Below are 12,844 nucleotides of genomic sequence, written 5' to 3'. Positions count from 1 at the left end.
GGAGAATGGTTTAATGAAAAAATGGCTTCTTTTGATCCTGTGTAGCACCCTATCGTTCATCACTTCAGCCAATGAACGTATTGTTACTATTGGTGGTGATATTACAGAAATTGTTTTCGCATTAGGTGCAGGCGAGCAGATTATCGCAAGAGACAGCACTAGTTTAGTTCCTGAACAAGTGAAAACACTTCCTGATGTAGGTTATATGCGGATGCTAAATCCTGAAGGGATCTTATCTGTCAAACCAACGTTGATCATTACCAGCGAATTAGCTCGCCCTTCTTTAGCATTACGTCGAATTAAAGAAGCAGGAGTCGCTGTTAAAACAATTACCGGTACACATTCATTAGAAGCCATTAATGAAAAAATAGAGACGATTGCGACTGTTTTAAATAAAGAACAAGAAGGCGATCAATTAAAAGAGAAACTGGCCCTCTCAATCAAGCAAATTCCAACCACGCCTATCAATAAGAAAATCATTTATATCATGAGTCATGGTGGTGTTGTTCCAATGGCAGCGGGTCAAAATACAGCCGCAGATACCATTATTTCATTAGTCGGTGGTAAAAATGCTATGCAAGGGTTTACAAGCTATCGTCCACTTTCTCAAGAAGGGGTTATTGCAAGCCAACCTGATATTTTGCTGGTCACCAAAGAAGGTATTAAAGGTATTGGCGGAATTGAAAAACTGTGGGAATTGCCCGGTATAAAATACACACCTGCGGGTAAAAACAAGCATTATGTTGTTGTTGATGACATGGGATTATTAGGCTTTACCCTTTCAACACCAGAAGTCATGCATCAAATTCGTCAAGCGTTGGAGCAATAATGTCTCGTTTTCATTCACCGTGGATGAGTCTTTTAGTTTTACTCTTTTTGCTTATTACTGTTGCATTAATTTCTGTGAATAGCGGTGCATTAGCCCTTTCGTTTCATACATTATGGAATAGCTCTTTTGATGATATGGAATGGCAAATTTGGCTAGATATTCGCCTACCTCGCGTATTATTGGCCATTCTCGTTGGCGGTGCTTTAGCAATATCAGGTGCGATAATGCAGGGATTATTTAGAAACTCATTAGCTGATCCTGGTTTACTTGGTATTAGTAGTGGTGCTGCACTAATGGTAGCCATTGTGATTATTCTACCGTTCTCTTTTTCACCCGCCTTTGCATTTTACAGTCATATTATCGCCGCCTTTATTGGCGGTTTAATTGTGGCAATGATTATCTTCTCATTACACCAATTGAGTGACGGTAATTTAGCACGATTATTGCTTGCTGGGATTGCTATCAATGCACTATGCATGTCTTTTATTGGTGTATTAAGTTATATCAGCACTGATCAACAATTACGTCAATTCTCTCTTTGGATGATGGGTTCATTAAGCCAGATTGACTGGAAAACCTTATCCATTGCAACCCTTGTAATCATTCCTGTCAGTATTTTGGCATGTTGGCAAAGTCATAAATTAAACCTATTACAACTTGGTGATGAAGAAGCGCATTATTTAGGACTAAATGTAAGAAGAACCAAGTTTATTTTACTACTGCTTAGCGCCATCTTAATTGGCTGTGCTGTCGCTTTAAGTGGCGTTATTGGATTTATTGGACTTGTAATTCCACACCTTATTCGTATACGTATTGGTAGTAATCATGTATGGCTATTACCAGCCACTATCTTAGGTGGTGCTACGCTCTTACTCGCAGCTGATACATTATCACGAACACTGGTATCTCCAGCAGAAATCCCTGTGGGGCTTATTACAGGATTAATTGGTGGCCCTTATTTCCTTTGGCTTATCTTACGACAACCCGCAGGAAGAATGTCATGATCGAAAAACAAAACACACCATTACTTTATGGAAATCATTTAACTCACCAAATTGGCAATAAGACGATTATTGATGATGTGTCACTTTCACTTAATGCTGGAGAATTAGTTACCATTATTGGGCCGAATGGTGCTGGAAAGTCATCGCTATTACGCTTATTAACAGGCTATATAAGACCAACACAAGGCCTATGTTATTTTAAACAAAAAACCTATTCACAATGGAATAGCCAACAATTAGCGCAAAACCGCGCTGTTATGCGACAAAATAGTCAGCTCTCATTTTCATTTTCAGTCGAAGAAGTGGTTGCCATGGGAAGAACACCTCATGGTCAGCAACATAAAAAAATCGCCATTGAAACCGCACTACGCCAAACAGATTGTTTAAAATTTAAGGATAGAGACTATCGCCAGTTATCAGGAGGGGAACAACAGCGAGTGCAACTTGCTAGAGTATTAGCGCAATTATGGCACCCTACACCACAAGATGCTGCATTGTTCCTCGATGAACCGACCTCTGCACTTGATCTTTACCACCAGCAACACAGTTTACGTTTATTAAAACAATTGGCAAAAACACAAAATCTTATGGTGTGCTGTGTTTTGCATGATCTTAATTTAGCGTCTCTTTATGCTGATAGAATTCTATTATTGCATCAAGGAAAGTTAGTTTGTGAAGGTACGCCATACAGTGTACTCACAACAGAAAATATTCAAAAATGGTATGGCGCAGATGTGAGTGTGAATACTCATCCAGAACATTTATATCCTCAAGTCTTTCTACGTCGGTAAAATTTTATGACCAAGCCACCTTTTAGCATTACTTTCTAAGAGTTGGCTTGGTTAATTTATTCTCAATAAACTTATCAATTGAAAATAAAAGAGTAAAAGCCCCCTTTAATTGATTAATAAATCTTATTTTAATTTTTCGACATTTAATCAAATTAATTGACTTTAAAATACACCTTAATCAATGATTAGCTTTTATTTCACACAAAAAATATAACAGAGTTAAAAATAAAAGGTATAACAGTGCTATTAAGTTGAAAAAATAAATCAATAAATTCAACAAAGTAAAAGTCATACAAAATAACATTTTTAACCTGAAAGATTCAATAAACTGAACCTTGGTTGAACTATATAAGATACACCTATCATTGTGATAATGATTATCAATCACGAAAAGCACTTTTTGCCTACCTGTTATTTTCCCCATGCTTAAAATAGGTTATAAATAACATACGTTACTATTCTATTTACTTGGGCATCGTGTCCCCACCATTTTTGTGGGAGGTTTTATGGCTGAAAATGTCGTTAATGATATTCTGAAATGGTTAGAAACCCAGTTACAACGTAACGAAGGTATAAAAATCGATACGATAGCAAATAAAAGCGGCTACTCGAAGTGGCACTTGCAGCGTATTTTTAAAGATTTTAAAGGCTGCACATTAGGCGAGTATGTTCGTAAACGTCGCTTATTAGAAGCCGCTAAATCATTACAAGAAAAAGACATGTCTATTTTAGATATTGCTTTAATGTATGGCTTTAGCTCTCAAGCAACATTTACACGTATCTTTAAAAAGCATTTCAATACTACACCCGCTAAATTTAGAGAAAATGGCAAAATGCCAGACACTCATTGCTTTATGTCATGTGAAAATCATTAATCAATTTCGCATCACATTATTCTTAATGAAAAAACCAGCTCTTTTAGCTGGTTTTTATTTTTTATTATTTTTTAGCATTAATAAAAATTACGCTATTGCTGCCACAAGCCATTCTTGAAGCTCATTAAGCTCCATTTTATTATTAGGATAACGCTGAATGAGCTGCTCAATAAGCCCTTTTAAGGATCCAGGTGTATAACGCTGCCCTACCAACATCTCTGATAATGTTTCTAATGGTGCAGGATCTAAACTATCTGTATAGATTTGGCTTCTAATAACATTGCCACGCTCAACGTCAAAATGTAGCTCAACGCCTCCCCATTTAAAACGATTATCTAAAAGATGTGAAAACGCAGGAGCTTGCCCAAAATTCCATTCCCAACTACTTTGTTTAGCAAATGTTTCTTCAAAACCAGGTAAATCAGGTAACTTTTGCGGTGAAATAATCTCAGCATCGACTCGCTCACCATAGTATTCAAAAAAGCTTTCAGTGATAGTTTCACAAAGTTCTTCATGAGTAATATTAGGTTTAAGCTCGACCAAATTAGCCACTCGGGAACGTACAGAAGTGATACCTTTAGCTTGAAGCTTTTTCGGATCTGGATTGAGATAATTAGCTAATCTAGATAAGTTAGCATTTATTAATAATGTGCCATGATGAAAACCACGATCTTTAGTCTCTTTATAGGCTGATCCAGAAACCTTTCTTTCGCCCTCATCTTGGGGAACCACTAAATCGTTACGTCCTGATGCCGTAGCATTAATCCCCGCTTTTAATAACCCATTAAGAATAATTTGAGTTGAAATCGTTTTATTATATTCTGGCTTTCCTGCCATAAAGGTAAAACAGGTATTGCCAAGATCATGGAAAACAGCACCACCACCACTTGAACGGCGCGCTAATTTAACACCATCTTCATCCATTTTACGGGTATTACACTCTTTCCATGGATTTTGTGCTCGCCCAATAACTACCGTATTATCGTTACGCCAAAGAAATAGTACGCGTTGATCAGCGGGCATTTGTCTAAAAATACACTCTTCAACAGCAAGGTTAAACCAAGGATCAAAAGACTCGGAAATTAACAAACGCAATTTGCCTGACATAAGGAATACCTATATGAAGAAAATAAGGTATAAGATACCATAACTCTCAATATATTAGGCTGTTAAATGGCACGAAACTACAATCGACGAGCTTGCCAGAATGTCTTTTTCCAATAGACATTATCAAGGGATGAACGCGTTACGCCTTTGCTAGTTGATGCATGGATAAATGTATTATCAGTATCATAAATACCGACATGAAGCCCATTTTCACCGCCACCGGTTTTGAAGAAAACCAAATCACCTGGCATTAAATCACTTTTACTGATTTGTGTACCATATTTAGTTTGATCAATGGTCATTCGGGGAAGCTTTATATCAAAGCGATCACTGTAAGTTTTATACACAAAGCCTGAGCAATCAATGCCCGAAGGCGTCATTCCACCATAACTATATGGCGTACCATACCATTGCTCGAGTTGCGATTTTAATTGCACTATCACCATGATAGGATCGGAAAGTTGTGTTTTTAATGGAGGCGCTGGTGGAATACGCTTAGATGGAGTTGATGAACATCCAGCCAACAGAATAATACAGAGTAAGAAAGGATAAAAAACGGACTTTCTCATTGCATCCACCTTATTGCTATCATAGATTTTAAAATCTATCTGCTTTTTTAAGCAAAAACAAGTTATTGAAGATGAATGAGTGACGATTGGTAGAATAAATAGCACGATTAACAACAGAGTTCAGAAAATAAATTCGATCATCATTATGTTAGTGTGATTGCGCTTCTTTCGTTTTTTGGCTTATTAACCACACACCAACCATGATAAATACAACACCTGCTGTTTTTGTCCATGAGGGTGTTTCTTGAAACCAAGGTAATATCACTGCAAGAATATAAACAAATACATAACTTAAGCTGATCAGCGGATAGGCTTTATTTAAAGGAATGGTACGTAAAGTGAATAGCCAACACACCATAGAAAGGACATAACCAACAAGACCAGCAAACACGATAGCGAGTGGCGTTATATTGCCCCATAGCCATGAAAAATCAAACCACTGCTTTTCTAGTTGTAAATCCGGCAATTCAGACATGCCAAATTTTAATAGCAATTGAGCCGCTGTTACTAATAGTGCGCTTCCAATTGCCCATAGATAGCCTTTCATGCTTGCATACTCATCAATACAATACCAACCATAATTGACGCGATACCAATCCAATGCCTTATATTAACGGGCTCTTTATAAACAAACTGACCAATTAATGTCACTACAATAAAATTAATACTTAACATAGGATAAGCAATACTTAGCGGGAGGATTTGTAATAATCGTAACCAAAATAGCATCCCCAAACCAAGCATTGCAATAGCAACAAAAAGCCAGAAGATCGTTTTTCTGGCTTTTGTTAATGAGTCACTTTGCCAGCTAACCACTGCCTGTTTTTGACATACTTGTCCAATGCAGGTCAAAAAGCTCACGATTAGCAATAAAACAAATGACATCAATTACGTTTCTCATAAGTTAAAATAGCAACGCGATGATTTGTCACCAACTCTTCAGGTCTTGGCAATTGTGCTAATTTCTTAGGATCTTTAAAGGAAATAACAACTGAAACATTCCCTTCTTTCCTCGCTTTTTCTAACCACTGAGCAAAATTATCAGGTTTAATTAATTTGTGTTGAGAATCTGGATACTTTTCAACACCATAAGTTAATTCACCTGTTCTTTCATAAAGATAGATATCACTACGCTGTAACTCCCACGCCAATCCTGCCCCAATACCAACACTATTGCTCACAATGTATTTGCTTGCGTTTAATGCCTCTATATTTTGGCGAATAAATTCTTGAGGCAACTTTCCATCCACACTGCTATTTGGTATTGCCTGACCAATACATAAGCTTACGCCAAGTGAACAAGATGCCGCCCACAACCAATGTTTTCCATTAAGTGTGGAGCAAAGATAGCCAATTATGCCCCATAATGAGAATGCCACTATAGCTAATACCCATTTCGACCATTCATATGGCATATAAATAGGCTTTGAAGAGGCAAGTTGGATGACTAAAATAGCGATAACAGCAGCAACGCCAATAAAAATATTAATATAACCGTTAATACGTAGCGCTTTCATTCTAAATTTTCGAGCACAATCTACGCCATATTTCGCCATTAGCATTGCTAGCGGTGCCATAAATGGCAGCATATAAGTCGGTAGTTTACCTTTCGCAATACTAAAAAATAAGAATGGAACAACAAACCAGCATAATAAGAAGAATAATTCAGGACGTTTACGTCTTTTCTTCCAAGCACTCATTAATGCACCTGGAAGCAATCCAAGCCAAGGGATAACACCTAATAAGACAACTGGAATATAGTACCAAAATGGAGAACTATGTTGAGCATCTTCACCCGAAAAACGTTGAATATGTTCAACCCAGAAGAAGTAATGCCAATAATCAGGTTCTGCTTTTGCAACAGCCAATGCCCATGGCAAACTAATTAATGCAGCACTAAATACGGCCAGTAAGCCATAGAGCAACATTTGCGTAAATTGTTTTTGATACAAAGTGATAGGTATCATAACAATGACCGGGATAGCTAACGCTAAGAATCCTTTGGTCATAAATGCCATACCACATGCAAGTCCTAATGTTATCCACGCCAATATTCGTGTTTTTACTGTGGTCGCTTTAAGCGCCCAGAAACAACAAACCATACTTGCAGTAACCCAAAGTGCCAACATAGGATCTAATACACTGTAGGTGCCTACACTAAACACTAAGAACATGGATAAATAGATTAAGCTAGAGACAAAAGCGACTTGGCGGTTACGCCACATCATTCTTGCCAATAAATAAACAAGCAATGTGCTTAAGAGAATAGATATAACGGAGCCAAAACGTACCGCAAAATTAGTGTGACCAAAAATTAATTGGCTAACATTATTGATCCAGTAACCCGCTACGGGCTTCTCAAAATAGCGAATATCGAGCATATGGGGAACAATCCAGTTTCCGCTCACCACCATTTCTCGGCTAATTTCCGCATAACGCGTTTCATCTGGTTGCCATAATAACCGGCTGTTCAATGGAAATAAGTAGGTAAGAACAAAAAAAAGAGCCAAGAGGATGGCCCCGATTTTACTCGCCCGGTTATTCAACATAGTTTCGTTAGACCTCTTGTTGGCACCCTAACCAGCCTTCTCGACCTGGAAAGTCAGATCGAACAACTTTACCCATCGGAAGCATTTCTTTATCTTGTGGTAATAAATCGCTTAACGGACAGAATTCGATGCCTTCATTTGCAATCATTGCCAATAATTGCTCAAATTGAGCAGCTTTTGACATTCCTTCAACTTCGGTGTGGATAGTATAAACAGGTATTCCGTTGTCTTTTTTGATTTCATCAATAATAAATTGATTAAAATCTTCATCCTTTACCTTTGTACCAACGACTTCATCATAAGTTGGTAATGTTACTGGAATTTGCACCGTACCGATAGAACCATTTTCCAAAATAGGCCTAAAAGGATGCGTTCCTCGACAATCGCTATTGTAATCGAATTGAAAAGTTTCTTTAACTGTTAATACGCGTTCATCTGCTCGCCATCCAGCAACTGCCGAACATTTTACAGGGTTTTCAAGTGCTTTTTCCAGTGCTTCAACACCTAAACGAACTTGTTGCATTAATTCTTCTGTTGACCAGCGTCCAACGTTTGCCTGCCAACCTTGATGATCCCATGAATGCAATCCCACTTCATGTCCCGCATCTTGGGTTTTCTTCATCAAATAACCTAAATTTTTAGCGATTTTTTTGCCAGGCCATGCTGTTCCTGCTAATAAAATATCTAAGCCATACAGCGATGCAGCATTAGATCTCAGCATTTTCCATAAAAATTTGGGCTTTAAAAGGCGCCATAAATGGCGCCCCATATTATCTGGACCAACACTAAAGAAGAAGCTGGCATGAATGTTATGTCTGGCAAATACATCCAGCAGTTGTGGAATACCTTGTTTCGTTCCTTGATAAGTATCCACATCAACTCTCAAACCCACTTTCTTCATTATTTATTCCTATTTAGTGCCTAATTCTTCAACTGCGCCACGTAAGAAGAAATCTAATGTTTCTTCTACTGTTTGACGAGTTTCAATACTTGGTTTCCAATCCAATAAACGCTCTGCGTTCTTAATGCTTGGCTTACGGTGTTCAACATCTTGGTAACCTTTACCATAGTAACTGCTACTTTCAATCTTTTTAAAGCCCGCAAATGGAGGGAAGTGACCACGTAACTCATGTTTCTCAAAGCAATCTAACAGCATTTCTGCTAATTCGCGAATACTTGCTTCGTTAGTTGGGTTACCAATATTGATAATTTGGCCGTCACATTTGTTATCACGGTTTTCAATAATACGGAACAAGGCTTCAATACCATCATTGATATCCGTGAAACAACGTTTTTGTTCACCACCATCAACCAATTTAATTGGTGAACCTTCCACTAAGTTCAGAATTAATTGTGTGATTGCACGAGAGCTACCGATACGAGCTGAATTTAAGTTATCTAAACGAGGTCCCATCCAGTTAAATGGACGGAATAATGTAAATTTCAGACCATCTTTAGCACCATAAGCCCAAATAACTCGGTCTAATAATTGTTTAGATACAGAGTAAATCCAACGTTGTTTATTTATTGGACCAACAATCAGGCGTGAATTATCTTCGTCAAATTCTTTATCATCACACATACCATAAACTTCTGATGTGGATGGGAAAATAATACGTTTATTATATTTAACGCAGTAACGTACTATTTTTAAGTTTTCTTCAAAGTCTAATTCAAATACACGTAGTGGATTACGGGTATATTCAATTGGTGTTGCAATAGCCACTAATGGCAGAATAACGTCACATTTTTTAATGTGGTATTCAATCCATTCTGTATGAATGCTCACGTCGCCTTCAATAAAGTGGAAACGTGGATTACCGATAAAGCGCTCAATTGCAGAAGAACCAATATCCATACCATAGATATCATAGTTACCATCTTTCAATAGACGCTCGGTTAAATGGTTACCAATAAAGCCATTTACACCTAAAATTAAAACACGTTTACGACGTTTAACTTGTGCCGTTGCTTTCGGTCCAACACGAACATCAGTCACAATGCCCATTTCAGCCGCTAAACGACTTCCTTGAACATAAAGCCCATTTTCACTTTGTCCAGTAACGACTTCAATTGCACCTTTCGCACACGCAATCACTAAAGGTTCTGTTGAAATGACAGTACCAGGGCGTTTATCTTGATTATCAGCAACAACGCGTGAACGCCAAATAATCATTTTACGTTCACCTAAGAAAGTGAATGCACCTGGATAGGGTTCTGTAACAGCACGTACTAAGTTGTGAACTGTTTTTGCATCTACGTTCCAGTCGATTAAACCATCATCAGCGCAACGACGGCCAAAATAAGTTGCTTGGCTTTCATCTTGCGCAGTTGTTGAATAATTTCCTGATGCAATATGGGGTAATGTGTTAGAAAGTAACTTATCAGCAGCTTCTCTTACTTTTTCATGTAAAATCAGAGAAGTATCATTATCTGCAATAGTGACTTTTTCTTGAGCGATGATATCACCTGCATCCGCTTTCGCTGTCATTTTATGCAGAGTAACACCCGTTTCTGTTTCACCGTTCACAATCGCCCAGTTAATTGGTGCACGACCACGATATTTTGGTAATAAAGAACCGTGTAAATTAAATGCGCCTTTAGGTGCCAAATTCAGGATCTCATCACTTAACATGTGACGATAATAGAAAGAAAAGATGACATCAGGCTTCATTTCACGAACACGTTCAATCCACAATGGATGATTGACATTTTCGGGGGCAAATACTGTCAACCCCATTTCTGCACTCACACGAGCAACAGATGAGAAGAAATGATTTTCATTAGGATCGTCAGTGTGGGTAAATACAGCTTGAATATCATAACCTGCTTTTTCAAGTGCTTTTAAACCAACACAGCCAATATCATGATAGGCAAATACTATTGCTTTCATTAGTCTTTTTCCTGATCTTCGTTGGGTTTATTAACGCCAACCACTTTTTGGATAAAATACCGAGGACGCGCTCTTACATCATTATAAATTCGGCCTATATACTCACCTAATAAGCCCATTGCAACGAACTGCGCTCCGATAAACATAAATAAGATTGCAAAAAGTGTGAATACACCTTCAGCAGCCCACATTGCACCGAAAATAATACGTAAAATAATTAACAATAAGGCTAAGACAAAGCCAGATACAGCGATCACGCTGCCGACAATGCTTAATAAACGTAATGGTGCCGTGGTAAGACAAGTCAATAAGTCGTACATTAAGTTAATCAGTTTTAAAAAACTGTATTTTGAATCGCCATATTCACGCTCTGCGTGTGCAACATCGATTTCAATAGTACGACGAGCGAATGTGTTCGCAAGAATAGGAATAAATGTACTTCTTTCGTGACACTGTAACATCGCATCAACAATATGGCGACGATAGGCTCGCAACATACAACCATAATCTCCCATAGAGCGACCGGTTGCTTTAGTGATCATGGAGTTGATCATTTTTGAAGCGGTTTTACGGAACCATGAATCTTGACGATTACGGCGACGTGTTCCAACAACGTCATACCCTTCTTCAGCCGTCGCGACAAGTCTTGGGATCTCTTCCGGTGGATTTTGTAAATCAGCATCTAATGTGATCACTAAATCACCATCAGCCTGATTAAAACCCGCCATAATGGCGGAGTGTTGACCGTAATTACGATTTAAAATAATTGCAATAACGTGATTTTCTTCAATTGCAGCGGCTTCTTCTAACATCTTAGCTGAATTGTCACTACTACCATCATCAACAAGGATCAGTTCATATTCTTGTTCTAATTGTTTACAGCTCTTTATGGTACGTTCTAAAAGCTGAGGAAGGCTTTCTTCCTCGTTATAAACGGGAATTACAACCGATACTTTTTTGATTTTTTCAAATGTTGACACTTAAATATGCTCCGAAAGAATTTCATTGATCGCATTGACAACGCGAATAACATCTTCATGACTCATATCAGGAAACAGCGGCAGCGAGCATAACGTTGCAGAGTTCCATTCTGATTGAGGAAGGGATAAAGAAGGATAGCGCTCACGATAATATTTTTGTGTGTGCGCAGCACGGAAATGAAGCCCTGTCCCAATATCTTTTTGCTTCAATTTTTCCATAAAGGTATCACGATCGATACCACAAGCATTTTTATCGACTCTCACCATAAATAGGTGATTTGCATGCAGATGTGAATATTCAGGGACACTCAACATTTCTAATGGAGCGTCTTTGAGTTTTTCACGATACAGTGCAACTAATTCAGCGCGTTTAGCATTCATTTCATCTAAACGACCTAATTGCACCACGGCAATCGCAGCATGAATATCAGATAAGTTATATTTGTAGCCAGGTTCAACAACTTCCGCTTGAGGCTTACGACCTTGAATTTGTCTATCAAAGGCGTCTACCCCTAAACCGTGGAATTTTAAGCAACGTACTCTATTGGCTAATTCGTCATTATCCGTAACAACCAATCCACCTTCTGCACAAGTTACGTTTTTAATTGCGTGAAAAGAGAAGATAGAAGTTCCTTTTTCACCAATCCATTCATTTTTATATCGAGTCCCAATAGCATGCGCAGCATCTTCAATAAGAGGGATCCCTGCTTCTTGTGCAACTTTTCTTAATGCATCAAGATCGCAAGGTGCACCTGCATAATGAACGGGAATAATTGCTTTCGTTCTAGGCGTAATCGCTTTTTTGACGTCTTCTGCACTCACCATCAAGGTATCACGGTCGACATCAACCATCACGGGTTCTGCGCCAAGTAACGTAATGATATTTATCGTTGAAACCCACGTTTGTGATGGAGTGATCACTTCATCACCAGCACCAATTCCCATCGCCATTAAAACAACATGCATACCAGCAGTAGCAGAACAAACCGCGATAGCATGTTTGCTACCAAATTTTTCACAAAAATTTTGCTCTAATTGATGATTTTGAGGGCCTGTTGTAATCCAACCTGAACGCAGTACATCCTCAACGGCTTTGATTTCTTCATCGCCAATCGCAGGGCGAGAGAAAGGAAGGAAGTGACTCATAAAAATGTAGCCTAATTAATCAATGAATAAAAAACAATTATATACAAACTATTGCTCACCGACATCCGCCTTATTAAGAAAATATTAAAAAAACCTTAATA

13 protein-coding genes are annotated in these 12,844 nt (G+C 38.2%); 4 read left to right on the top strand and 9 right to left on the bottom strand.

Annotation, left to right across the window (positions count from 1 at the left end; all coding sequences use genetic code 11):
* Positions 1 to 13: 13 nt before the first annotated feature.
* From SB028_RS08400 to SB028_RS08385, 4 genes are all read left to right on the top strand, one after another.
* Positions 14 to 829, top strand: a complete 816-nt coding sequence (locus SB028_RS08400; RefSeq protein ID WP_069369331.1) for a heme/hemin ABC transporter substrate-binding protein — start codon at positions 14 to 16, stop codon at positions 827 to 829.
* On the top strand, positions 829 to 1,833 hold the full coding sequence (locus SB028_RS08395) for a FecCD family ABC transporter permease (protein WP_069369332.1): 1,005 nt from the start codon (positions 829 to 831) through the stop codon (positions 1,831 to 1,833). Before SB028_RS08400 ends, SB028_RS08395 begins: the two co-directional genes overlap by 1 nt.
* Positions 1,830 to 2,624 carry a heme ABC transporter ATP-binding protein gene (locus tag SB028_RS08390; RefSeq protein WP_260664750.1) on the top strand — a complete coding sequence of 265 codons (795 nt, stop codon included), beginning with the start codon at positions 1,830 to 1,832 and terminating at the stop codon, positions 2,622 to 2,624. Before SB028_RS08395 ends, SB028_RS08390 begins: the two co-directional genes overlap by 4 nt.
* Positions 2,625 to 3,130: 506 nt before the next feature.
* Positions 3,131 to 3,499 carry a helix-turn-helix domain-containing protein gene (locus SB028_RS08385; protein WP_069369334.1) on the top strand — a complete coding sequence of 123 codons (369 nt, stop codon included), beginning with the start codon at positions 3,131 to 3,133 and terminating at the stop codon, positions 3,497 to 3,499.
* Between the two features lie 87 nt (positions 3,500 to 3,586).
* Here SB028_RS08385 and SB028_RS08380 read toward each other — a convergent pair whose 3' ends face one another.
* The 9 genes from SB028_RS08380 to arnB all read right to left on the bottom strand — a co-directional run bounded on the left by SB028_RS08380 (position 3,587) and on the right by arnB (position 12,743).
* The gene (locus tag SB028_RS08380; protein ID WP_069369335.1) at positions 3,587 to 4,606 is read right to left on the bottom strand and encodes a lipoate--protein ligase A; all 1,020 of its coding nucleotides are present in this window, start codon (positions 4,604 to 4,606) and stop codon (positions 3,587 to 3,589) included.
* 77 nt (positions 4,607 to 4,683) lie between these two features.
* Entirely contained in the window at positions 4,684 to 5,175 is a 492-nt protein-coding gene (locus tag SB028_RS08375) for a C40 family peptidase (RefSeq protein ID WP_069369336.1), read from the bottom strand.
* Between the two features lie 148 nt (positions 5,176 to 5,323).
* Positions 5,324 to 5,722: a 4-amino-4-deoxy-L-arabinose-phosphoundecaprenol flippase subunit ArnF gene (gene arnF / locus SB028_RS08370; RefSeq protein WP_069369337.1), complete on the bottom strand. Its 399-nt coding sequence runs from the start codon at positions 5,720 to 5,722 to the stop codon at positions 5,324 to 5,326.
* Positions 5,719 to 6,060 (bottom strand): 4-amino-4-deoxy-L-arabinose-phosphoundecaprenol flippase subunit ArnE, encoded by a 342-nt coding sequence (gene arnE, locus SB028_RS08365; RefSeq protein ID WP_069369338.1) that lies wholly within the window; start codon positions 6,058 to 6,060, stop codon positions 5,719 to 5,721. The genes arnF and arnE overlap by 4 nt, the downstream gene beginning before the upstream one ends.
* The gene (gene arnT / locus SB028_RS08360) at positions 6,060 to 7,724 is read right to left on the bottom strand and encodes a lipid IV(A) 4-amino-4-deoxy-L-arabinosyltransferase (protein ID WP_069369339.1); all 1,665 of its coding nucleotides are present in this window, start codon (positions 7,722 to 7,724) and stop codon (positions 6,060 to 6,062) included. The genes arnE and arnT overlap by 1 nt, the downstream gene beginning before the upstream one ends.
* A gap of 7 nt (positions 7,725 to 7,731) precedes the next feature.
* Positions 7,732 to 8,625, bottom strand: a complete 894-nt coding sequence (arnD, locus tag SB028_RS08355; RefSeq protein WP_069369340.1) for a 4-deoxy-4-formamido-L-arabinose-phosphoundecaprenol deformylase — start codon at positions 8,623 to 8,625, stop codon at positions 7,732 to 7,734.
* Between the two features lie 9 nt (positions 8,626 to 8,634).
* Positions 8,635 to 10,617: a bifunctional UDP-4-amino-4-deoxy-L-arabinose formyltransferase/UDP-glucuronic acid oxidase ArnA gene (arnA, locus tag SB028_RS08350; protein WP_069369341.1), complete on the bottom strand. Its 1,983-nt coding sequence runs from the start codon at positions 10,615 to 10,617 to the stop codon at positions 8,635 to 8,637.
* Positions 10,617 to 11,597, bottom strand: coding sequence for an undecaprenyl-phosphate 4-deoxy-4-formamido-L-arabinose transferase (arnC, locus tag SB028_RS08345; protein ID WP_069369342.1), 981 nt, complete (start codon positions 11,595 to 11,597; stop codon positions 10,617 to 10,619). The genes arnA and arnC overlap by 1 nt, the downstream gene beginning before the upstream one ends.
* Positions 11,598 to 12,743, bottom strand: a complete 1,146-nt coding sequence (arnB, locus tag SB028_RS08340) for a UDP-4-amino-4-deoxy-L-arabinose aminotransferase (protein ID WP_069369343.1) — start codon at positions 12,741 to 12,743, stop codon at positions 11,598 to 11,600.
* Positions 12,744 to 12,844 lie beyond the last annotated feature (101 nt).

The sequence above is a fragment of the Proteus vulgaris genome (genome assembly GCF_033708015.1).
GTDB lineage: Bacteria > Pseudomonadota > Gammaproteobacteria > Enterobacterales > Enterobacteriaceae > Proteus.
Note: the sequence above shows the minus strand (reverse complement) of the source record. Positions and strands in the feature narration are given on the sequence as shown.